This window comes from Streptomyces sp. Q2, from assembly GCF_056820935.1.
In genome coordinates this window covers 75,099-96,485 of sequence record NZ_JBXEJE010000041.1, presented here as the reverse complement: position 1 = coordinate 96,485, position 21,387 = coordinate 75,099, and the positions used below count along the sequence as shown (strand labels likewise).

The following is a 21,387-nucleotide window of genomic DNA, read 5'->3' as shown; positions in this document are numbered from 1 at the left end:
CAGGTCACCCGCGGCGGTCAGCTCCGCCAGCCGAACCAAGGTCCGCACAGCCGTCCCCGTGCCGCCCTTCGGCGTGTACCCGAACGGCCCGCCCTCGTTGAAGGCCGGTCCGGCGATGTCCAGGTGCGCCCAGGTGATGCCCTCGCCCACGAACTCGCGCAGGAAGAGCCCGGCGACCAGCCCGCCGCCCATCCGCTCTCCCATGTTCGCGATGTCCGCCGTGGACGAGTCCATGCCCTTGCGCAGGTGCTCCGGCAGCGGCATCGGCCACGCCGGCTCGCCGACCTCCTCGGCGGCCTCGTGCAGCGCGGAGCGGAACGCGTCGTCGTTGGCCATGATCCCGAACGTCCGGTTGCCCAGCGCCAGCATCATCGCGCCGGTCAGCGTCGCCACGTCCACGATCGCGTCCGGCTTCTCCTCGGAGGCCGCCCACAGCGCGTCGGCGAGGACCAGCCGGCCCTCGGCGTCGGTGTTGAGTACCTCCACGGTCTTGCCGCTGTACATGCGCAGCACGTCACCGGGCCGGGTCGCGGAGCCCGACGGCATGTTCTCGGCGAGCGCCAGCCAGCCGGTGACGTTGACCTCCAGCCCCAGACGCGCGGCGGCGACCACGGCGGCGAAGACCGCCGCCGCACCGCTCATGTCGCACTTCATCGTCTCGTTGTGGCCGGCCGGCTTGAGCGAGATGCCGCCCGAGTCGTAGGTGATGCCCTTGCCTACGAAGGCGAGGTGCTTGTCCGCCTTCGAGGAGGTGTACGACAGCTTCACCAGGCGCGGACCGGCAGCCGACCCGGCGCCGACGCCGAGGATGCCGCCGTAGCCGCCCTTGAGGAGGGCCTTCTCGTCGAGCACCTGCACCTTGATGCCGTGCTCCTTGGCCGCGGTCTGCGCGACGGCGGCGAACGCCTCGGGGTCGAGGTCGTTGGGCGGCATGTTGATCAGGTCGCGCGCGCGGTTGAGTTCCTCGGCCACTGCGGTGGCACGCTCGATCGCCGCCTTGTAGGCGCGGTCGCGGGGCTTGCCGCCGAGCAGCGCGGCCTCGGCGAGCGGCGCCTTGCCGTTCTTGGCCTTGGCGTCGCTCCGGCCGTTCTCCTTGTACGTGTCGAAGGAGTACGCCCCGAGCAGCACGCCCTCGGCCACCACACCCGCGTCCGCGGCGTCCGCGAGCGGCAACGCGAACGCGGCCTTCTTGGAGCCGGAGAGGGTGCGGGCGGCCACGCCGGCGGCCCGGCGCAGCGCCTCGGCGTCGAAGCCGGAGTCCTTTTCGGGCTCGGCGCCCAGGCCCACCGCCACCACGAGCGGCGCCTTGAAGCCGGCCGGCGAGGGCAGCTTCGTCACCTCGCCCTCGGCACCGGAGGCACCGAGGGTTTCCAGGACGCCGGCGAGCTTGCCGTCGTACGCCTTGTCCACGGCCTCGGCGCCCGGTGCGACGACCGGGCCCTCAGCGCCCTTGGCAACACCGATCACGATCGCGTCGGCCCGCAGACCGGGCGCCGCGGCGGTGCTGAGAGTGAGAGCAGTCACGGTGGTGAAATCTCGCTTCCGTTGCAGTCTGGTGTGGCCGAACAGGGGTGGGTCGACCGGGCCCGACAATCGACCCTAGATCTCTCCTGCGGCACGGTCTTCACCTGGACAGGTGAACACCCGTCATGAGCCTACGCTCGGGGCCGCTCTCGATCATTCCCGCGGCCGTTCACCTGTTCGTGGCGTCACGGTCACTTCTTGACCCCCACCCCGGTGAGCCGAGTCACACTCACCTGGTTCCGGCGAGCGTACGCCTGGCCCGCACCCCGCACCCCGCACCCCGCACCCCGCACCCCGCACCCCGACCGGCACGGTGCCGGGGGCGGGCGATCATCGTTGGCGTACGTTGCCGCACACCCTGGAGTCCGCCGGTGAGACGCCCCCTCCTGCTCGTCGCCCTGCTTCTGCTGCCGACGGCCTGCACGACCGCTTCCGACGACGCCGGCGAGCCGGGTGGTGAGCGCTGGCGGCCGAGCCCCGGCGTGGCCTGGCAGTGGCAGCTCAGCGGCCGGCTCGACACGAGCGTCGACGTGCCCGTCTACGACATCGACGGCTTCGACCAGTCCAGGGCGACCGTCGCCGCGCTGCACCGCGAGGACCGCAAGGTGATCTGCTACCTCTCGACGGGTGCCTGGGAGGACTGGCGCCCCGACGCGAAGAAGTTCCCCCCGTCGGTGCTGGGCCGCGGCAACGGGTGGGAGGGCGAGCGCTGGCTCGACATCCGCCGCACCGACGTCCTGGAACCCCTGATGGCGGCCCGCATCGACATGTGCCGCGAGAAGGGCTTCGACGCGGTCGAGCCCGACAACATGGACGGCTACCGCAACCGCACCGGCTTCCCCCTGAAGGCATCCCACCAGCTCCGCTACAACCGGCTGATCGCCGAACTCGCCCACGACCGAGGCATGGCCGTGGGCCTGAAGAACGACCTGGACCAGATCCCGCAACTGGTGGACGACTTCGACTTCGCGGTCAACGAACAGTGCGCCCAGTACGACGAGTGCGCCGACCTGAAACCCTTCATCGCGGCGGGCAAGGCCGTCTTCCACGTCGAGTACGAGCTCCCCACCCGCCGCTTCTGCTCCGACTCCCGCGCCCTGAAGCTGAGTTCGATGCTCAAGAAGTACGACCTGGGGGCGTGGCGCCGGGCCTGCTAGCGCCCCAGGGCCAGCACCACGAGCGCCGCCGTGGCCGCCGTCTCCGCGAGCCCGCCGAACACGTCACCGGTCACCCCGCCGAACCGCCGGACGCAGTGCCGCAGAAGGACTTCGGCGACGGCGAGGGCGGCGAGGACCGCGAGGGCCGTACGGACGGCGTCGTACGGCCCGAACACGCCCCCGGCGACAGCCGACGCCAGCGTGACGGCGGCGGCGGCGATCACCGCACCCCGTACCGGCACCACCCCCGCCACCGCGGCCCCCAGCCCCTCCGGCCGGGCGGCCGGCACCCCGGTGCGGGCGGCCAGGGTGAGGGCCAGGCGGGCGGCGGTCGCCGAGACGACGGCGGCGAGGGCGCCCCGGGCCCACGAGCCGGCGTAGAGCTGCGACAGTGCGGCCACCTGGGCGAACAGGACGAAGACGAGGGTGATGACGCCGAACGGCCCGATGTCCGACTGCTTCATGATCCGCAGCGCGTCCTCGGCGGGCTTGCCGCTGCCCAGCCCGTCGGCGGTGTCCGCGAGCCCGTCCAGGTGCAGTCCCCGGGTGAGCGCGGCGGGTACGGCGGCGGAGGCGACGGCGGCGAGCAGCGGGCCCGCGCCCAGGAGCAGCAGGAACAGGCCGAGCGCGGCCGCACAGGCGCCGACCGCCAGCCCTGCCGCCGGGGCGCAGAGCATGCCGCCGCGCGCGGCCTCCCGGTCCCAGCGGGTCACCTTGACCGGGAGCGCCGTGAGGGTGCCGAAGGCGAAGCGGAGGCCGTCCGGCCAGGAGGAGGACGAGGAGGTCGTGGACACCGGCGCAGGTTACCCGGCGGTCGAGAGAGCGCCCGGGGCACCCATGGATAAAGTGCGCATATGGGACATTGGCTTGAGCGGAACATCATCGAACCGGGCAAGCTGCCGCTGCTCTGCGCCCTCACCGCGTTCGTGCTCACGTTCCTGATCACCCGTGTCGTCACCCGTATGATCCGGGCCGGTAAGGGGCCCTTCGGCAACGTCAGCGCCGGGGGAGTGCACATCCACCACGTGGTCCCCGGAATCGTCCTCACCGTCCTCGGCGGCTTCGGCGCGGTCGCCAGCAACCGGCACGGCTTCGGCTCGGCCGCCTTCGCGGTCGTCTTCGGCATCGGCGCGGGCCTGGTCCTCGACGAGTTCGCACTGATCCTGCACCTCGACGACGTCTACTGGACCGAGGCGGGACGCAAGAGCGTCGAGGTCGTGGTGCTCACGGCGGCCCTGGTCGGCCTGGTCCTGTGCGGATTCGTGCCCTTCGGGGTCAACGACCTCGACGAGGACGAGCTCCAGGACCGCGGCTCCGTCATCGTGAGCGTGGCCGTGAACTTCCTCTTCTCCCTCCTCGCCCTGGCCAAGGGCAAGGCCCGCACCGCGATCTTCGGGGTGATCGTCCCCCTCATCGCCCTCGTCGGCACCATCCGGCTGGCCCGCCCCGGCTCCCCCTGGGCCAAGCGCTTCTACCGCAGCCGCCCACGCGCCCGTGCCCGCGCCCGCCTGCGTGCCTACCGTCACGACCGCCGCTGGGCGGGTCCCCAGCGCAGGCTTCAGGACCTGATCGGCGGCAAGCCCGACCCGGCGCCGGCCCGCGCCCTCGAACGCCGGTGACGCAGCGCCGACACCCCGCACAGCACCAGCACCGCCGCGATCGCCGCCAGGTGCTCCTTGCCGGCCAGGTTCTGCTTCAGCGTCACCTCGACCACCATCGCCGCGCTCACCGCACCCGCGGTGACGTACGCCCCGTAGCGCCATCCGACGAACACGGCCAGGCCCACCACGGCCGCCGACGGGCCGGTGTCCACCACATGTGCGTCCGAACCGGGCAGACCCAGCGGGCTGCCCGGGCCCAGCGAGACACCCACGCGCGCGTACAGCGTGCCGGCGAGCGTGGCGGTGTACGCCAGGGTGAGCGTCCGCCACCGGCCCAGGCAGATCTCCGCGATCCCGAACACCAGCAGGATCTGCACCAGGGCACCCCAGACGGGCAGATCCAGGGCGGGCACGAACAGAGACAGGGGGGTACGCAGGAGGGCGAGCCAGAGCGGGTCCTGGGCGCGGACGCCGCCGGCGTTCTGCACGAACTGATAGCCCCACGACTGGTTGTGCACGACATGCAGGGCCGCCGTCAGGCAGACGGCCCCCAGCGTCATGGGGACCGCCCGCCACCCGCGCCGGAGAAGCGGCTCGCGCACGCAGACGTACAGCAGCTCGCCTTCGGCGCGTGCCCAGCGGGCGAGCGTGTTCATCGGGCGGTCCCTCATCTCCGTTCCGGCGGTCTTCATCGACCCCTCGGCGCGGTACGGCGACTCGATCTGCCGCCATCGGGAGGAGGAGCCGGGCAGCGAGCGCCACAGCCTCGGCACCGGCCCGGCGCCGAGGCGTGCACCACGTTCGAAGACCGACCGGAACATCGCGAAGTTGAGACAGGCCCGAGTGATCTCGATCTCGTGCGACCGGCGCAGCGGGTCGATGACCGCGCATCACGTCCTGCCCCGGGGAAATGCACACCGCACTGAGGAGGAGGCCGCGGTCGACCGCGGGACCACCGTCGCCTGCCGGTTCGCCGTGCCCGGACGGGCCGAGGGCTGGACACGTTCCACGGAAGTTCGGGCATATCCCGTTGACGCGGGATCACATGGGCGCCGTCGCCCGTCTCCCTTCCGCCCCTACGGCGCAGTCCGGCCGCGCCGGACCGGCGCCCCGACGCCTACTCCTTCTCGGGCTCCTCGGAACCCGCCGGCTCCTCGGACTTGGCCGGCTCCTCGTGTTCCGCCGGCTCCTGGGAAACCACCGTGTCGTCGGAAAGCGCCGTGTTCTCGGAATCCACCATGTCCTCGGAAACTTCCGGCTCCTCGGGAGCGACCGGCTTCTCCGGCAGCTCGGCGGCCAGTGCCGCCGCGGCCTGCACCAGGGGCAGCGCCAGCAGCGCCCCCGCCCCTTCCCCGACCGTGACCCCGTGGTCGAGCAGCGGCTCCAGGGCCATCCGGTCCAGCGCCTTCGCCTGGCCCGGCTCCCCGCTGTTCTGCCCGGCCAGCCACCAGTCCGGAGCCCGGAACGCGATCCGCTGCCCCACCAGCGCACAGGCGGCCACCACGACGCCGTCCAGGATCACCGGCATCTTCCGCACCGCACTCTGCAGCAGGAAGCCCGTGAGCGCGGCGAGGTCGGCCCCGCCCACCGTCGCCAGCAGCTGCAACTGGTCCCCGAGCACCGGCCGGGCCCGCCTGAGCGCGTCCCGGATCGCCGCGCACTTGCGCATCCACGCCAGGTCGTCGATCGCCTGCCCGCCCCGCCCGGTCACGACGGACGCGTCGGTCCCGCACAGCGCGGCGATCAGCGTGCCCGCCGCCGTGGTCCCGCCCACGCTCACATCGCCGAGCACGACCAGATCCGTACCGGAGTCGGCCTCCTCGTCGGCGACGGCGATCCCTGCCCGGAAGGCGGCCTCGGCCTCCTCCAGCGTGAGCGCGTCCTCGACGTCGATCCGGCCGCTGCCGCGCCGCACCCGGTGCCCGGCGACATCCCCCGGCAGCGTCTGCGGATCGCAGTCCAGCGCCATGTCGATCACCCGCACCGGCACGCCGAGCCGCCTGGCGAGCACCGACGCGGGCCGGCCGCCCTCCACGACCTCGCGGACCAACGCGGCGGCGCTGCCCGCGGGCCGCGCCGAGACGCCCAGTTCGGCGATGCCGTGGTCACCGGCGAACAGGACGACCCGCGGCCGTTCGATCGGCCGCACCGGCACGGCCGACTGCGCCGCGGCCAGCCACTCACCCAGTTCGTCCAGCCGTCCCAGCGCTCCGGGCGGCACGATCTGACGCTCCCGGCGCGCCTCGGCGTCGCGGCGCACCCCGCCGTCGGGGCGCTCGATCAGATCGGTGAAGTCGTCGAGATTAAGCGAGCTCATTCGCCGAACAGTACCGGCCCTGATCGAACACGGCGGCGCCACATCACCACGACGACCGAGCGACGTCGTTGCACTCAAGATCGGCATCCCATACGTTCCGGTTTGCAGCGGAATGTCGCACGTCTCCGGGAGCCGCCATGTCAGCACCCCCCGCACCCTCCGTACGGCGCCTGCGGTCCACCGCCCGGGCCATGCTGCGGTTCCCCGAACCGGAGAGCTGGCTGGACGTGGGCACGGGTGAGGCCCTCTTCCCCGAGACCGCCCGGAAGGTCTTCCCCTACACGTCCTTCGACGGCCTGGACGCCACGCCCCGAGTCGAGTGGGCCCGTCGGGCGGAACGCGTCGAGGAGGCCCACCTCGGTCAGTTGACGGACCCGCAGATCACCGCCCGTCTCCGCGCCCGCTACGACGTGGTCAGCCTGCTCCACCACCTGCCGCACAGCCCGAACCCGCACGCGGAACTCCGCGCCGCCCTGACCGTGCTCCGCCCCGGCGGCCACCTTCTCCTCGAACTCCCGGACCCGCACTGCGCGTTCGCGAGACTCCTGGGCAAGCGGTGGCACGCCCGTCCCCGGCCCGGGGACCCGCCCTTGACGGCCCTGGACGACCTCTGCGCGGAACTGGAGTCCCAGGGCTGCACGATCATCACGACGGACCGCCACGCGGCGCACGTCCCCCACGACCTGTCGTCAGCGCTGTCCCAGGTCCTGCCCAGGTCCCTGCCCCCGTGGCTGACCACGCCCCTGCTGGCCGCGGCCGAGGCGACGGACCACGCCCTGGCCCCCGTCCTGCGCCGCACCCGCTTCTCGAACGCGTACCGCGTGATCGCCCGCAAGGACCAGGTCAGCCCCGCAGTACCAGTGCCTGGCCCGCCACGACCAGCAGGACCTGCTCGCACTCGGCGGCGAACGCCGCGTTGAGGCGTCCGAGCTCGTCCCGGTAGCGCCGTCCGGAGGCGGTGGCCGGCACGATGCCCGAGCCGACCTCGTTCGACACCGCGACGACGGTCCGGCGCGTGGTCCGCACCGCCTCCGTCACGTCCCGCACCCGCGCCCGCAGCGCCCGCTCCCCGCCGTCGGCCCACTCCGCGTCGTCCCACGCCCCGACGGCGTCCATGGCGTCCGTCAGCCACAGGGACAGACAGTCGATGAGCAGCGGCGGCCCGTCGTCCTTCAGCAGGGGCACCAGGTCGCACGTCTCGGCCGTACGCCACGAGCCCGGCCGCCGCTCCCGGTGCGTGGTGACCCGCGCGGCCCACTCGCCGTCCCCGTTCCGGGACCCCCCGGTCGCGACGTACAGCACATCCGGAAAGGCCTCCAGGCGCCGTTCGGCCTCCACCGACTTCCCGGACCGCGCACCGCCCAGCACCAGCGTCCGCCGCGGCACGTCCGGGACGTCCTCGGAGGCGCCGACCGTCAGCGTCGTCCCGTCCGGCACGGCCCGCGCCCCGGCCGCGGCGAGCCGCCGCCCCAACTCGGCGCCCGGCGGCACGTGGTGGTCGAGATGGACGGCGACGACGTCCGTCGTGGGCCCGAGCGCCCCCACCGCCCGCAGCTTGGCGAGCGCGTCCGGCCGCCCCACGACGTCGGCGAGCACCATGTCGTACGTCTCGACGGACCCCTGCTCCAGCCCGGCCGGCGCGCCTGCGGGCGGCAGGTACAGCAGCCGCTGCCCGTCGGGGCCGGTCACCGCGTACCCGGTCCCCGGCGCGTCCATCGCCACCGCCCGCACCCGATGCCCCGTCAGCAGGGTCAACTCCCGTCCGTCCGGCACCCGTCCGGGTTGCGGCAGCCCGGCCGGCACCTCGACAGCCGGCCCGTCGTGCGGATGCGACAGCAGCACCTGCGCCACGCCGCCCAGCGAACGCCCCGCCCGCGCCGCCGCGAACACCGCCCCCGGGGTCAGATCGAGCAGCAGCGCCCCGTCCACGAGCAACGAGGTCGCCGCCCGGGCATCCACACCGAGCGCGGCCGCGCAGGCAGCACAGGGACAGTCGGGGTGAGGGAGCCCCGCGGGGCCGCCGGTGCCGAGCAAAGTAACGTCCACAGCCCGATTCTCGCCGGTCGCCGCTGGACCTGCGCGACCGGGACGCCCCTCAGGGGCGCGGGGAACCGCGCGGCCGGCCACAAGAAACCCGCGCCGCGACCACGACCCGCACTCCGACAACAGCTCACCCAGCGGAGCGAATAGGCTGCGGGGAGGAGCCGGACCAAGATCCGGCTCCCGCTGTGCAATGTGCTCACATCAGGGAGGCGTACATGGCGGCATGGACGTGGCGGTTCGAGAAGTCCGACGGCAGCGAGGTACAGCCCGCGGTGGTGCCGGAGGAGTTCACCACGCAGGGGGACGCCGAGTCGTGGATCGGGGAGTACTGGAAGGAACTCCTCGAAGGCGGCGCGGACCAAGTGCACCTGTTCGAGGACGGTACGAAGATCTACGGTCCGATGAGCCTGCACGCCCAGGAGGCGTAGCCGGAAGGGGCGGCCGGATCCCCGGCCGCCCCTCCTCGTCGTCCATCCGGTTCGTGGGTCAGCCCCGCACCCCGCACAGGTGCAGCAGCGCCGCGACTCCCCGGTAGGGATCCGTCCGCCCGGCCCGCTCCTCGACCGTCAGCAGCGTCTCGACGTCGTCCGGCATCCCCGCCCCGTCCGTCGCGGTGTCGGTGAACACTCGGACGCCGTACCAGGCCTGCAGCGGTGCCCCGATGCCCGCGAGGGTCGCGGTCAGGGTCGCCAGGCGGTCGGCGCGTACGTCGAGGCCGAGACGGTTCGTGTACGCGGTGGTGTCGAAGGCGGCCAGCGCCCCGGCCCAGTCGCCCGCCAGCCCCGGCCGCATGGCCAGCGCGTCCGCGTTGCGCACGAGCAGCGACAGCAGCCCGCCCTGGGCGAGCATCCGGGCCAGTCCCGCCAGCAGGGGATCCGGCTCCTCGACGTACATCAGCACGCCGTGGCACAGCACGACGTCGAAGCTGCCCGGCAGGAAGTGCACCCCGGTGTCCCGGCCGTCGCTCTGGACCAGCCGTACCCGCTCCCGGATCCCCTCCGGCTCGGCGGCCAGAGCCTCCCGGGCGGCGGCGATCATGGTGCTGTCCTGCTCGACGCCGGTGACCTGGTGCCCGGCCCGGGCCAGCCGCAACGCCTGCGTGCCCTGGCCCATCCCCACGTCGAGCACCCGCAGGCGCTGCCCCACCGGGAACCGCCCGACTATCTGCTCGTCGAGCTGCCGGGCCACCAGCTCCTGTCGTACGACGTCCCGCAGTCCACCCAGCTTGTCGAGCCAGGCCTCCGCGCCCCCGGTGAACGGCGTAGTGCTCAGGGCCGCTCTCCGCGCTTGACCTGCGGCTTCGGCAGCCGGAGCCGGCGCATCTGGAGGGAGCGCATCAGCGCGTAGGCGACGGCACCGCGCTTGTTCGCGTCCGGGAAGCGCTCGGCCAGCCGCTTCTTCAGGCGGAACCCGCTGAGGACCGAGTCGAGCACGATCAGCACGATCACGACCAGCCACAGCAGCAGCGCGATGCTCTGCAGCGCGCCCACCCGCACCATGCTCAGCACGAGGATGACCACGGCCATCGGCAGGAAGAACTCGGCGATGTTGAACCGCGAGTCGATGAAGTCGCGGGCGAACTTGCGCACCGGGCCCTTGTCACGCGCGGGAAGGTACCGCTCGTCACCGCCGGCGAGCGCCTGGCGCTGCCTCTCCATCTGCGCACGTCGCTCGTCGCGCTGACGCTTGGAGGCCTCCTTGCGCGACGACGGCGTGGTGGCCACGCTGCGGCGCTGGGTCTGGGCCTCACTCCGCTTGGGAGTGGGGCGACCCTTCTTGGCCTGCGGGTCACGGGTCTGCTTGGAGTCGGTCAGCGGCGCCTTGTCGGCGGCCGGTGCCTTCTCATCCTTGGCGCGGCTACGGAACACAAAACCCAAGGGTACGGGGTGCGGGGGCATGGACCCCAGCCCGGTGGGGAACGATCCGGCAACACCGGTCGTCTCTAGGGGGACAGAAGGGACGCGGACACCGGGTGAACCTCTGCTCACCCTGAAGGTCACCTACTCCTTAGGCCGGAGCAGGGCCTTGGTCAGTCGTCCTTGGGGATGAGCGCATCCGTCCCCGAACAGTGCGGTAATGGATGCAGGGCCCGTACTGTGGGTTCTGTCGCAGAGCTGGAGCTGTAAGTCGTCAGAAGGGGGCGCGCGAAGCCCATGAGCGGTGTCATGAAGCGTATGGGGATGATCTTCCGCGCGAAGGCGAACAAGGCCCTGGACAGGGCCGAGGACCCGCGCGAAACCCTCGATTACTCGTACCAGAAGCAGCTGGAGCTGTTGCAGAAGGTGCGCCGCGGAGTCGCCGACGTGGCGACCTCGCGCAAGCGCCTGGAACTCCAGCTGAACCAGCTGCAGTCCCAGTCCTCCAAGCTCGAGGACCAGGGCCGCAAGGCGCTCGCGCTGGGCCGTGAGGACCTCGCCCGCGAGGCGCTGTCCCGCCGCGCCGCGCTCCAGCAGCAGGTGACGGACCTGGAGACCCAGCACTCCACGCTCCAGGGCGAGGAGGAGAAGCTCACCCTGGCGGCCCAGCGGCTCCAGGCCAAGGTCGACGCCTTCCGCACCAAGAAGGAGACGATCAAGGCCACGTACACCGCGGCCCAGGCCCAGACCCGCATCGGCGAGGCGTTCTCCGGCATCTCCGAGGAGATGGGCGACGTCGGCCTGGCGATTCAGCGGGCGGAGGACAAGACGGCCCAGCTCCAGGCGAGGGCGGGAGCCATCGACGAACTGCTGGCCTCCGGCGCGCTCGACGACCAGTCCGGCATGCACAAGGACGACATCCAGGCCGAGCTGGACCGGCTCTCGGGTGGTACGGACGTGGAGCTGGAACTGCAGCGCATGAAGGCGGAGCTGGCCGGCGGCACGTCGTCCCAGCAGGCCATCGAAGGTGGCACGAGCCAGCAGCAGTCCCAGCAGCAGTCGCAGGACACCCCGCGCTTCGACAAGCAGTAAACCCGGCCGGGCCCACGCCGAGGAGGGCGACATGATCGTACGGATCATGGGGGAGGGGCAGGTGAGGCTGGCGGACGGCCACCTCACCGAGCTGAGCAAGCTGGACGACGAACTCCTGACCGAGATGGAGAACGGCGACGGGCCAGGCTTCCGCCGGACCCTGGAAGCCCTGCTGTCCAAGGTCCGCGAACTGGGCGAACCCCTGCCCGACGACTCCCTGGAACCGTCCGAACTCATCCTCCCGTCGCCGGACGCGACGCTGGAGGAGGTACGGGAGATGCTGAGCGACGACGGGCTGATCCCGGGGTGAGGTGACAGGGAACGTACCGGTGGCCCCCGTTCCGCCGCCCCCGGAGCCCCCGTACCGTTGGCGGACGTGAACACCCTCGAGCGCGCCCGGCGTCACCTCAAAGCGCACCCCATGGCGCTGGACGCGGCCCTGGCGGCCGGCGTACTCGTCTGCATGGTGGCGGGCTCGTTCGTGGACCCGCACGGGGAGCGCCACGTCAGCTGGGGCTTCCGTACGCCCGACCCCCTCGGCCTGGTCCTCATCGTCCTCGGCGCCGCCGCGCTGGTCTTCCGCCGCCGCGCCCCCATGACGGTGCTCGCCCTCACCGGTACCGTCTCCCTCGTCGCGGCCGTCGCCAGCGACCCCCGCGCCCCCGTCGCCATGTCAGCGGTCATCGCCCTCTACACCGTCGCCGCCACCACCGACCGCCCCACCACCTGGCGCGTCGGCCTGCTCACCATGACCGTCCTCACCGGCGCATCCATGCTCGCAGGCCCCCTGCCGTGGTACGCCCAGGAGAACCTCGCGATCTTCGCCTGGACCGGCATCGGCGCCACCGCGGGCGACGCCGTCCGCAGCCGCCGCGCCTTCATCCACGCCATCAGGGAGCGCGCCGAGCGGGCCGAGCGCACCCGCGAGGAGGAGGCCCGCCGCCGGGTCGCCGAGGAACGCCTGCGCATCGCCCGCGACCTGCACGACGTCGTCGCCCACCACATCGCCCTGGTCAACGTCCAGGCCGGGGTTGCCGCCCACGTCATGGACAAGCGGCCCGACCAGGCCAAGGAGGCCCTGGCCCACGTACGGGAGGCGAGCCGCTCCGCGCTGAACGAACTGCGCGCCACCGTCGGGCTGCTGCGCCAGTCCGGCGACCCGGAGGCACCGACCGAACCCGCCCCCGGCCTGGCCCGGCTCGACGAACTCGTCGGCACCTTCCGCAGCGCGGGGCTGCACGTCGAGGTGGCCCGTGCGGACCAGGGGACGACCCTGCCCGCCGCCGTCGACCTGGCCGCCTACCGCGTCATCCAGGAAGCCCTCACCAACGTGCAGAAGCACGCCGGGAACGAGGCCAAGGCCGAGGTCAGCGTCGTACGCGTGGGACCGAACATCGAGATCACCGTCCTCGACAACGGCGCCGGCGAGGAACAGGACCCCGAGACCGTCGGCGGCCACGGCCTGCTCGGCATGCGCGAGCGCGTCACCGCCCTGCGCGGCACCCTCACCACCGGTCCCCGCTACGGAGGCGGCTTCCGCGTCCATGCGATCCTGCCGATCAAGACCCGCACAACCGTCACCGGAAAGCCGGGGGAATCCGTATGACCATCCGCGTCCTGCTCGCCGACGACCAGGCCCTGCTGCGCAGCGCCTTCCGGGTGCTCGTCGACTCCGAGCCCGACATGGAGGTCGTGGGCGAGGCGTCCGACGGCGCGGAGGCGGTGCGGCTGACCAAGGAGGAGCGGGCCGACGTCGTCCTGATGGACATCCGGATGCCGGGCACCGACGGTCTCGCGGCCACCCGCATGATCAGCGCCGACCCGTCGCTCGCCCATGTCCGGGTGGTCATCCTGACGACCTTCGAGGTCGACGACTACGTCGTGCAGTCGCTGCGCGCGGGTGCCTCCGGCTTCCTCGGCAAGGGTTCCGAGCCCGAGGAACTCCTCAGCGCGATCCGGGTCGCGGCGGGCGGCGAGGCACTGCTGTCCCCGGCCGCGACGAAGGGCCTCATCGCCCGGTTCCTCGCGCAGGGCGACGCGGGGGACGACGAGCGGGACCCCGCCCGCGCGGAACGCCTGGCCGCGCTCACCGTGCGGGAGCGCGAGGTCCTGGTCCAGGTCGCGGGGGGACACTCCAACGACGAGATCGCCGAGCGGCTCGAAGTCAGCCCGCTCACGGTGAAGACGCACGTCAACCGGGCCATGGCCAAGCTGGGCGCCCGGGACCGGGCGCAGCTCGTGGTGACCGCGTACGAGTCGGGGCTGGTACGTCCAAGGGTGGAGTGATCTCGACCCTCCCGTACTGCGCCCGGAGTATGAGCCGCATAAGGAAATGGACCTGGGGGCTACGGATCACCCGCCTCGCATGGCTCAGGGTGTAGGGGCGGCCGCTCATCTGTGCGGCCGTTCCTGAACTTCTGCCGCTCACAGAAGAGAGATCCCTGACCCATGTCCTGGCTGTCGAGATTCAGCCTCGCGCAACGGGCCCTGATAGGCCTGATGTCCATCATCGCGCTCGCGTTCGGCGCGATCGCGATCCCGCAGCTGAAGCAGCAACTCCTCCCCACCATCGAACTGCCGGTGGTGTCGGTGATCGCCCCCTACCAGGGCGCCTCCCCCGACGTCGTCGAGAAGCAGGTCGTCGAGCCCATCGAGGACAACCTCGAAGCCGTGGACGCCATCAGCGGCGTCACCTCCACGGCCAGTGAGGGCAACGCCGTGATCATGGCGTCCTTCGACTACGGCAACGACACCGCGCAGCTCGTCGCCGACGTCCAACAGGCCGTCAACCGGGCCCGCGTCCAGCTCCCGGACGACGTGGACCCGCAGGTCGTCGCGGGCTCGACGGACGACATCCCGACCGTCGTCCTCGCCGTCACCTCCGACCAGGACCAGCAGGCCCTGGCCGACCGGCTCGACCGGACCGTCGTACCGGACCTGAAGGACGTCGACGGCGTCGGCCAGGTCACCGTCGACGGCGTACGCGACCGCCAGGTCACCGTCACCCCCGACGACGCGAAGCTCGCCAAGGCGGGCCTGAACACGCAAGCCCTGGCCCAGGCGCTCCAGGCGGGCGGCGCGACCGTCCCGGCCGGCTCCTTCGACGAGGACGGCGGCAACCGCACCGTCCAGGTCGGCGGCGGCTTCACCTCGCTGCAGCAGATCCAGGACCTGATGGTCACCGGCGAGGGCACGTCCGCGAAGAAGCCGGTACGCCTCGCCGACGTGGCCACCGTCGAGGAGCGGCAGGCCACGGCCGACTCCATCACCCGCACCGACGGCAGGCCGAGCCTCGCCGTCTCGGTCACCATGGACCACGACGGCAGCGCGGTCGCCATCTCGAACGCGGTCGACGACAAGCTGTCCCAGATGCGCAAGGACCTCGGGGCGGGCACCTCCGTCACCGTCGTCAGCGACCAGGGCCCCGCGGTCTCCAAGGCCATCGACGGCCTGACCACCGAGGGCGCCCTCGGCCTGCTCTTCGCGGTCCTCGTGATCCTGGTCTTCCTGGCGTCGATCCGCTCGACGCTGGTCACGGCGGTCAGCATCCCGCTCTCCGTCGTCCTCGCGCTGATCGTGCTGTGGACGCGCGACCTGTCCCTGAACATGCTCACGCTCGGCGCGCTGACCATCGCCATCGGCCGGGTCGTCGACGACTCGATCGTGGTCCTGGAGAACATCAAGCGGCACCTCGGCTACGGCGAGGAGCGCCAGGACGCCATCCTCAAGGCGGTCCGCGAGGTGTCCGGCGCGGTGACGTCCTCGACGCTCACCACGGTGGCCGTTTTCCTGCCGATCGGTCTGGTCGGCGGCATGGTCGGCGAGCTGTTCGGCTCCTTCAGCCTGACCGTGACGGCGGCCCTGCTGGCCTCGCTGCTGGTGTCGCTGACGGTCGTACCGGTCCTGTCGTACTGGTTCCTGCGCGCCCCGAAGGGCACCCCGGCGGACGCCGAGGAAGCCCGCCGCAAGGCCGAGGAGAAGGAGGCGAAGAGCAGGCTCCAGCGCCTCTACGTCCCCGTCCTGCGGTTCGCCACCCGCCGCCGTCTGACGAGCGTGGCGCTCGCGGCGGTGATCCTCGTCGGCACGTTCGGCATGGCCCCGCTGTTGAAGACGAACTTCTTCGACCAGGGCGAGCAGGAAGTCCTCACCGTCAAGCAGGAGTTGAAGCCGGGCACCAGCCTGGCGGCGACCGACGAGCAGGCCAGGAAGGTCGAGAAGCTGCTCGCCGACACCAAGGGCGTCAAGGACTACCAGGTCACCATCGGCTCGTCCGGCTTCCTGGCGGCCTTCGGTGGCGGCACCGACTCCAACCAGGCGTCCTACCAGGTCATGCTGGAGGACTCGGCGTCGTACGAGGACGTCCAGGACAGCATCGAGGACGGCCTGCACGAGCTGTCCGGCATCGGCACCACCACCGTCGCCGCAGGTGACGGCTTCGGCAACCAGGACCTCAGCGTGGTCGTGAAGGCCGCCGACGGAGGCGTCCTGCGCGAGGCCGCCGAGGAGGTCCGCAAGACCGTCGCCGGCCTCGACGACGTCACGGACGTCACCAGCGACCTGTCGCAGAGCGTGCCGCGGATCTCGGTCAAGGCCACCTCCGAGGCGGCGGCGGCCGGCTTCAACGACCAGACACTGGGCGCGGCCGTCACCCAGGCCGTCCGCGGCACCACCGCCGCCAAGGCGATCCTGGACGACACCGAGCGGGACATCGTCATCAAGTCGGCGAAGCCGGCCGACACGCTGGCCGAGCTCAAGGCCCTTCGGCTCGGCCCGGTGAAGCTCGGCGACATCGCCACCGTGCGACTGGTCGACGGCCCGGTGTCCATGACCCGCATCGACGGCCAGCGGGCCGCCACCATCACCGCGAAGCCGACCGGCGACAACACGGGCGCGGTGAGTGCCGACCTGACGTCGAAGCTCGACGCCCTGAAGCTCCCGGCGGGCGCCACGGCCGCGATCGGCGGGGTCTCCCAGGACCAGGACGACGCGTTCAAGAACCTGGGCCTGGCGATGCTCGCGGCGATCGCGATCGTGTTCATGCTGCTGGTCGCGACCTTCCGCTCGCTGGCCCAGCCGCTGATCCTGCTCGTCTCCGTCCCGTTCGCGGCGACCGGCGCCATCGGCCTGCTGGTGATCACGGGCACCCCGATGGGCGTCCCCGCGATGATCGGCATGCTGATGCTGATCGGCATCGTGGTGACGAACGCGATCGTGCTGATCGACCTCGTCAACCAGTACCGGAACCAGGGTTACGGCGTCGTCGAGGCGGTCGTCGAGGGCGGCCGCCACCGGCTGCGCCCGATCCTGATGACGGCCCTGGCGACGATCTTCGCGTTGCTCCCCATGGCCCTGGGCGTCACCGGCGAGGGCGGCTTCATCGCCCAGCCGCTCGCGGTGGTCGTGATCGGCGGCCTGGTCACGTCGACGCTGCTGACCCTGCTGCTCGTCCCCACGCTGTACGCGATGCTGGAGCTCCGCAAGGAGCGCCGGGCGAAGAAGCGCGAGGCGAAGCGGGCGAAGAAGGCCGGGCCGCCGTCCCGCCAGGCGTCCTCGGACGAGCCGGAGCCCGCGTCCGTGTGACCGTCGGCAAAGGCCGGGCAGCGAGCCCCACGGTTCGCTGCCCGGCCTTTGCCGTATCCCCGGTACGTATCCTGTGGCCCGAACAGCTTCGCGGGGGAAGGGAATCCGGACGGTGCCACTGCACAGGGACGACCCGAAGTCGATCGGCGGCTACAAGCTGGTCGACCGCCTCGGAGCCGGCGGCATGGGGGCCGTCTACCGGGGCAGATCGAGGTCGGGCCGTGAGGTCGCCGTCAAGGTGGTGCACGCCCAGTACGCCGAGGACGCCGTCTTCCGCACCCGGTTCCGGCAGGAGATCGAGGCCGTCCGCAAGGTGAGCGGCGTCTTCACCGCACCGGTCGTGGACGCCGACCCGGAGGCGGCCCGGCCCTGGATGGCGACCCAGTACGTGCCCGGGCGCTCGCTCGCCCAGCGAATGCGCGACGGGGGCGCGCTCCGAGGCGGCGAACTGCGGCAGCTGGCGCTGGGTTTGGTGGAGGCCCTGCGGGACATCCACCGGGCCGGCGTGGTGCACCGGGACCTGAAGCCGGCGAACGTCCTGATGGCCGAGGACGGCCCTCGGGTCATCGACTTCGGCATCTCCCGGGCGGTGGAGAACCACAACACGCTGACCGAGACCGGCCAGATGATCGGCACCCCTCCGTTCATGTCCCCGGAGCAGCTCACCGACGCCCGCACGGTCGGCCCGGCCTCCGACGTCTTCTCCCTCGGGGCGCTCCTGGTCTACGCGACGACCGGGCGGGGGCCCTTCGACGCCGACAGCCCCTATCTGACGGCCTACCGGGTGGTCCACGACGAACCCGTGCTGGACGGGGTCGGGCAGCCGCTGCGCGGCATCCTGGAACGCTGCCTGGCCAAGGAGGCGGCGGACCGGCCCGGACTGGACGGGCTGGCCCGGGAGTTCGCCACCGCCCTGCCCGAACCCGACGAGGGCGACCTGGCCACCGTGTCGCTGCGCCTGGAGGAGCTGTCCGCCACGCCGGACACCCGCCTCGGGACCTTCGCCGACGCGGCCTCCGGCACCGGTTCCGGCCGCCGAGGCCGCCGTGTCCGCCCGCTGCTGGCCGCCACCGGCACGGTCGGGGCGCTCGCCCTCGGGCTGACGGCCTATCTGATGCTCGGGCCGGGATGGGCGGACAGCGGCGACGGCGCGACCCCTTCCGCGACCGCGCGGTGGTCGGCGCCGCCGAGCGGCTGGAAGCCGTGGCAGACCACGGTGTTCAAGGCGGCGCCGCTCGGCGCCGAGAAGGCGTTGGGAGCGCAGGAGGGACTGCTGTCGGGTGAGCCCGACTGTCTGCTGCACGAGGACGCCGTCTACTGCGCGGGCGAGAGCATCCTTCCGGTACGCGTGGACGCCCTGACCGGCAAGACCGTCTGGCGCGCCGAGGTCGTACCGTCCCGTATCGGGAGCGGGATGTACTCCGCCTCGCTGCTCGGCGTGCAGGACGGCACGCTGCTCCTGAGCCAGTCCGTCTCCAGCGACTCCGGTGAGAGCGACCCGGTCGACGTCTTCGCCCTCGACATCGAGACCGGCGCCGAGCGATGGCACCGTCGGGTGAACGACGCGAACCTCGAGTCGGCCCTGTCCGGCGACATCGTGCTGACCTCCGACACCGGCCGGGAGGCGACGGCCAGGTCACCGCGCACGGGCGCCGTGCGCTGGACCGCACGGATGCCCGCCGGCTACTACTGCTCGTTCCTCACGGCCGGCGACGGGCTGTACGCGAACTGCAGCCCGGCCGAGGCCGCCGATCAGACGACCGCCCGGCTCCTGGAGGTGGACCGGACCGACGGTTCGTTGCGGACCCTGAAGACCCCCGCCGCCAGCGGCATCCTCGGCGCCCTCGACGACCGGCTGGTCCTGCTGGAGATGGACGCGGAGGACTTGAACTACTTCCGGATCCTGCTGCTGGACCCGAAGACGGGCGCGCGTACGTCGACGAAGCTGGCGGACGACTACGGGGACAACGTGACGCTGGCGGACGCCACCTTGTGGTTCACCGCGTCCAACGGTCAGGTGACCGCCGTGTCGGCGCGTACGGGCAAGGTGCTGTGGAAGACCAGCACCAGCCTGGAACAACCGGGAGAGGCGAGGTACGACCCGCGGGCCGGGACCCTGTACATGGCCAGTGCCAGCGGGCGGGTGGCGGCCCTCGACGGTCGCAGGGGAACGGTGCTGTGGGAGACGTTGCCGCGCACCGAGTGGGTGACGTCCGGCATGTTCCAGCCCAAGGTGTTGCTCCACGACGGCGCGCTGGTCGTGTCCACTCCGAACGGTCACCTCTTCTCCCTCGACCCCGCCCACCCCGAGCGGAAACCCGCGGCGGAGTGAACGGGGGACGGGAGCGGGGCTACGGCAGCGCCAGCATCCGCTCCAGCGCCAGCTTCGCGAACGCCTCGGTCTCCTTGTCGACCTCGATGCGGTTGACCAGGTTGCCCTCGGCGAGGGACTCCAGGGTCCACACCAGGTGGGGGAGGTCGATGCGGTTCATCGTCGAGCAGAAGCAGACCGTCTTGTCGAGGAAGACGATCTCCTTGCCCTCGGGAGCGAAACGGTTCGCCAGGCGTCGTACGAGGTTCAGCTCCGTGCCGATGGCCCACTTGGAACCGGCCGGGGCCGCCTCCAGCGCCTTGATGATGTACTCGGTCGAGCCGACGTAGTCGGCCGCCGCCACCACCTCGTTCTTGCACTCGGGGTGGACCAGCACGTTCACGCCGGGGATCCGGGCGCGGACGTCCTCGACCGACTCCAGGCTGAAGCGGCCGTGCACCGAGCAGTGGCCCCGCCACAGGATCATCTTCGCGTCGCGCAGCTGCTCGGCGGTCAGCCCGCCGTTCGGCTTGTGCGGGTTGTAGAGGACGCAGTCCTCCAGCGTCATGCCCATGTCCCGCACGGCCGTGTTGCGGCCGAGGTGCTGGTCGGGCAGGAACAGGACCTTGTCGCCCTGCTCGAAGGCCCACTCCAGGGCCTTCTTCGCGTTGGACGAGGTGCAGATCGTGCCGCCGTGCTTGCCGGTGAACGCCTTGATGTCCGCCGAGGAGTTCATGTACGAGACGGGCACGACCTGCTCGGCTATACCTGCCTCGGTCAGCGCGTCCCAGCACTCGGCGACCTGCTCGGCCGTCGCCATGTCGGCCATCGAGCAGCCGGCGGCGAGGTCGGGCAGGACCACCTTCTGGTCGTCGGACGTCAGGATGTCGGCCGACTCCGCCATGAAGTGCACACCGCAGAACACGATGTACTCGGCCTCCGGGCGCGCGGCCGCGTCCCGGGCCAGCTTGAAGGAGTCGCCCGTGACGTCGGCGAACTGGATGACCTCGTCGCGCTGGTAGTGGTGGCCGAGGACGAACACCTTGTCGCCGAGCTTCTCCTTGGCCGCGCGGGCGCGCTCGACCAGATCCGGGTCGGAGGGCGAGGGCAGGTCGCCGGGACACTCGACGCCCCGCTCGCTCCTCGGGTCGGCCTCGCGGCCGAGCAGCAACAGGGCGAGCGGAGTCGGCTGTACGTCGAGCTCCGTGGTCTGGGCGGTGGTCACGTCACGCACCCTTTCTACTTTTCGTCGAACTGACGTTATCTATCATAACCCGCTTCACGTCACTTTGACGATGGTCATAGCGTCGATGTGACGTGAATCCCGCGACGCGGGCCGGAGGTCACGGAGGCCGCTGTTCGCTTCAGCGCGGGTGTGCGAGCATGAATGACGTAGAGGAAGCGAAGACACGTCCTCGGCCCGGAATGAATCCGCGGCCCCGTCGGTTGCAACCGTCGGCAAGCAGTCTCCGTACAACCCGGGAGAGATGTAGATGTCCGTATCGGACGAGACCAGCACCGTCACCGACGGCATCATCCTGTCCGACGCCGCCGCGGCGAAGGTCAAGGCCCTGCTCGACCAGGAAGGCCGTGAGGACCTGGCCCTGCGCGTCGCCGTTCAGCCCGGCGGCTGCTCCGGCCTGCGCTACCAGCTCTTCTTCGACGAGCGTTCCCTCGACGGCGACGTGGTCAAGGACTTCGGCGGTGTCAAGGTCGTCACCGACCGCATGAGCGCCCCGTACCTGGGCGGCGCGTCCATCGACTTCGTCGACACCATCGAGAAGCAGGGCTTCACGATCGACAACCCGAACGCGACCGGCTCCTGCGCCTGCGGCGACTCCTTCAGCTAAGCCCCACGGCTGGAATGCCCAGCGACAAGAAGGCGGCGGCCCCCTCCGACAGGGCC

At 71.6% G+C, this 21,387-nt stretch carries 19 protein-coding genes; 11 read left to right on the top strand and 8 right to left on the bottom strand.

Going from position 1 to position 21,387, the window contains the following annotated elements; translation table 11 throughout:
• The coding region (locus ACWBNA_RS36830; RefSeq protein ID WP_482708876.1) for a leucyl aminopeptidase at positions 1 to 1,524 on the bottom strand (1,524 nt) is incomplete at its 3' end.
• A 371-nt stretch (positions 1,525 to 1,895) separates the two neighbouring features.
• On the opposite strand from ACWBNA_RS36830, the gene ACWBNA_RS36825 reads away from it, so the two are divergent.
• Positions 1,896 to 2,681 (top strand): endo alpha-1,4 polygalactosaminidase, encoded by a 786-nt coding sequence (locus tag ACWBNA_RS36825; RefSeq protein ID WP_482708875.1) that lies wholly within the window; start codon positions 1,896 to 1,898, stop codon positions 2,679 to 2,681.
• Here the strand turns inward: ACWBNA_RS36825 and ACWBNA_RS36820 are convergent.
• Positions 2,678 to 3,475 carry an adenosylcobinamide-GDP ribazoletransferase gene (locus tag ACWBNA_RS36820; protein WP_482708874.1) on the bottom strand — a complete coding sequence of 266 codons (798 nt, stop codon included), beginning with the start codon at positions 3,473 to 3,475 and terminating at the stop codon, positions 2,678 to 2,680. The genes ACWBNA_RS36825 and ACWBNA_RS36820 overlap by 4 nt on opposite strands.
• Before the next feature lie 60 nt (positions 3,476 to 3,535).
• On the opposite strand from ACWBNA_RS36820, the gene ACWBNA_RS36815 reads away from it, so the two are divergent.
• Positions 3,536 to 4,300 (top strand): hypothetical protein, encoded by a 765-nt coding sequence (locus tag ACWBNA_RS36815; RefSeq protein ID WP_482708873.1) that lies wholly within the window; start codon positions 3,536 to 3,538, stop codon positions 4,298 to 4,300.
• Here ACWBNA_RS36815 and ACWBNA_RS36810 read toward each other — a convergent pair.
• Together ACWBNA_RS36810 and cobT are read right to left on the bottom strand one after the other, a co-directional pair.
• Complete coding sequence (locus tag ACWBNA_RS36810; protein ID WP_482708885.1) at positions 4,240 to 4,938, bottom strand: hypothetical protein; 699 nt, start codon at positions 4,936 to 4,938, stop codon at positions 4,240 to 4,242. The two genes, ACWBNA_RS36815 and ACWBNA_RS36810, sit on opposite strands and share 61 nt — an antisense overlap.
• Positions 4,939 to 5,399: 461 nt before the next feature.
• Entirely contained in the window at positions 5,400 to 6,599 is a 1,200-nt protein-coding gene (cobT, locus tag ACWBNA_RS36805; RefSeq protein ID WP_482708872.1) for a nicotinate-nucleotide--dimethylbenzimidazole phosphoribosyltransferase, read from the bottom strand.
• A gap of 137 nt (positions 6,600 to 6,736) precedes the next feature.
• On the opposite strand from cobT, the gene ACWBNA_RS36800 reads away from it, so the two are divergent.
• Entirely contained in the window at positions 6,737 to 7,519 is a 783-nt protein-coding gene (locus tag ACWBNA_RS36800) for a class I SAM-dependent methyltransferase (RefSeq protein ID WP_482708871.1), read from the top strand.
• Here ACWBNA_RS36800 and ACWBNA_RS36795 read toward each other — a convergent pair.
• The gene (locus ACWBNA_RS36795; protein ID WP_482708870.1) at positions 7,443 to 8,645 is read right to left on the bottom strand and encodes a bifunctional adenosylcobinamide kinase/adenosylcobinamide-phosphate guanylyltransferase; all 1,203 of its coding nucleotides are present in this window, start codon (positions 8,643 to 8,645) and stop codon (positions 7,443 to 7,445) included. The two genes, ACWBNA_RS36800 and ACWBNA_RS36795, sit on opposite strands and share 77 nt — an antisense overlap.
• 212 nt (positions 8,646 to 8,857) lie before the next feature.
• On the opposite strand from ACWBNA_RS36795, the gene ACWBNA_RS36790 reads away from it, so the two are divergent.
• Positions 8,858 to 9,070: a hypothetical protein gene (locus ACWBNA_RS36790; protein ID WP_482708869.1), complete on the top strand. Its 213-nt coding sequence runs from the start codon at positions 8,858 to 8,860 to the stop codon at positions 9,068 to 9,070.
• Between the two features lie 58 nt (positions 9,071 to 9,128).
• Here ACWBNA_RS36790 and ACWBNA_RS36785 read toward each other — a convergent pair whose 3' ends face one another.
• Together ACWBNA_RS36785 and ACWBNA_RS36780 are read right to left on the bottom strand one after the other, a co-directional pair.
• Complete coding sequence (locus ACWBNA_RS36785; protein WP_482708868.1) at positions 9,129 to 9,830, bottom strand: methyltransferase domain-containing protein; 702 nt, start codon at positions 9,828 to 9,830, stop codon at positions 9,129 to 9,131.
• Between the two features lie 80 nt (positions 9,831 to 9,910).
• A complete protein-coding gene (locus ACWBNA_RS36780) occupies positions 9,911 to 10,540 on the bottom strand; it encodes a DUF3043 domain-containing protein (protein WP_482708867.1) in 630 nt (209 codons plus the stop codon).
• Between the two features lie 276 nt (positions 10,541 to 10,816).
• Here ACWBNA_RS36780 and ACWBNA_RS36775 point away from each other — a divergent pair, with 276 nt between their 5' ends.
• From ACWBNA_RS36775 to ACWBNA_RS36750, 6 genes are all read left to right on the top strand, one after another.
• Positions 10,817 to 11,590 (top strand): PspA/IM30 family protein, encoded by a 774-nt coding sequence (locus tag ACWBNA_RS36775; RefSeq protein ID WP_482708884.1) that lies wholly within the window; start codon positions 10,817 to 10,819, stop codon positions 11,588 to 11,590.
• Between the two features lie 31 nt (positions 11,591 to 11,621).
• Entirely contained in the window at positions 11,622 to 11,900 is a 279-nt protein-coding gene (gene pspAA, locus ACWBNA_RS36770) for a PspA-associated protein PspAA (protein ID WP_482708866.1), read from the top strand.
• Between the two features lie 66 nt (positions 11,901 to 11,966).
• Positions 11,967 to 13,196: a sensor histidine kinase gene (locus tag ACWBNA_RS36765; protein WP_482708865.1), complete on the top strand. Its 1,230-nt coding sequence runs from the start codon at positions 11,967 to 11,969 to the stop codon at positions 13,194 to 13,196.
• Positions 13,193 to 13,876 carry a response regulator gene (locus ACWBNA_RS36760; protein WP_482708863.1) on the top strand — a complete coding sequence of 228 codons (684 nt, stop codon included), beginning with the start codon at positions 13,193 to 13,195 and terminating at the stop codon, positions 13,874 to 13,876. Before ACWBNA_RS36765 ends, ACWBNA_RS36760 begins: the two co-directional genes overlap by 4 nt.
• Positions 13,877 to 14,038: 162 nt before the next feature.
• A complete protein-coding gene (locus ACWBNA_RS36755) occupies positions 14,039 to 17,170 on the top strand; it encodes an efflux RND transporter permease subunit (RefSeq protein ID WP_482708862.1) in 3,132 nt (1,043 codons plus the stop codon).
• Between the two features lie 112 nt (positions 17,171 to 17,282).
• A complete protein-coding gene (locus ACWBNA_RS36750; RefSeq protein ID WP_482708861.1) occupies positions 17,283 to 19,502 on the top strand; it encodes a protein kinase domain-containing protein in 2,220 nt (739 codons plus the stop codon).
• 19 nt (positions 19,503 to 19,521) lie between these two features.
• Here ACWBNA_RS36750 and nadA read toward each other — a convergent pair whose 3' ends face one another.
• Positions 19,522 to 20,706: a quinolinate synthase NadA gene (gene nadA, locus ACWBNA_RS36745; RefSeq protein WP_482708860.1), complete on the bottom strand. Its 1,185-nt coding sequence runs from the start codon at positions 20,704 to 20,706 to the stop codon at positions 19,522 to 19,524.
• 268 nt (positions 20,707 to 20,974) lie between these two features.
• Between nadA and ACWBNA_RS36740 the strand changes: the two genes are divergently transcribed.
• On the top strand, positions 20,975 to 21,331 hold the full coding sequence (locus ACWBNA_RS36740; RefSeq protein WP_093827773.1) for an iron-sulfur cluster assembly accessory protein: 357 nt from the start codon (positions 20,975 to 20,977) through the stop codon (positions 21,329 to 21,331).
• The last annotated feature ends 56 nt before the right edge of the window (positions 21,332 to 21,387 follow it).

Coding starts and splice junctions, on each gene's coding strand:
- ACWBNA_RS36815 (WP_482708873.1), top strand. CDS start 3,536: ATGGGACATTGGCTTGAGCGGAACATCATCGAACCGGGCAAGCTGCCG.
- ACWBNA_RS36760 (WP_482708863.1), top strand. CDS start 13,193: ATGACCATCCGCGTCCTGCTCGCCGACGACCAGGCCCTGCTGCGCAGC.
- ACWBNA_RS36800 (WP_482708871.1), top strand. CDS start 6,737: ATGTCAGCACCCCCCGCACCCTCCGTACGGCGCCTGCGGTCCACCGCC.
- ACWBNA_RS36810 (WP_482708885.1), bottom strand. CDS start 4,938: ATGAACACGCTCGCCCGCTGGGCACGCGCCGAAGGCGAGCTGCTGTAC.
- ACWBNA_RS36755 (WP_482708862.1), top strand. CDS start 14,039: ATGTCCTGGCTGTCGAGATTCAGCCTCGCGCAACGGGCCCTGATAGGC.
- ACWBNA_RS36780 (WP_482708867.1), bottom strand. CDS start 10,540: ATGCCCCCGCACCCCGTACCCTTGGGTTTTGTGTTCCGTAGCCGCGCC.
- ACWBNA_RS36790 (WP_482708869.1), top strand. CDS start 8,858: ATGGCGGCATGGACGTGGCGGTTCGAGAAGTCCGACGGCAGCGAGGTA.
- ACWBNA_RS36775 (WP_482708884.1), top strand. CDS start 10,817: ATGGGGATGATCTTCCGCGCGAAGGCGAACAAGGCCCTGGACAGGGCC.
- cobT (WP_482708872.1), bottom strand. CDS start 6,599: ATGAGCTCGCTTAATCTCGACGACTTCACCGATCTGATCGAGCGCCCC.
- pspAA (WP_482708866.1), top strand. CDS start 11,622: ATGATCGTACGGATCATGGGGGAGGGGCAGGTGAGGCTGGCGGACGGC.
- ACWBNA_RS36740 (WP_093827773.1), top strand. CDS start 20,975: ATGTCCGTATCGGACGAGACCAGCACCGTCACCGACGGCATCATCCTG.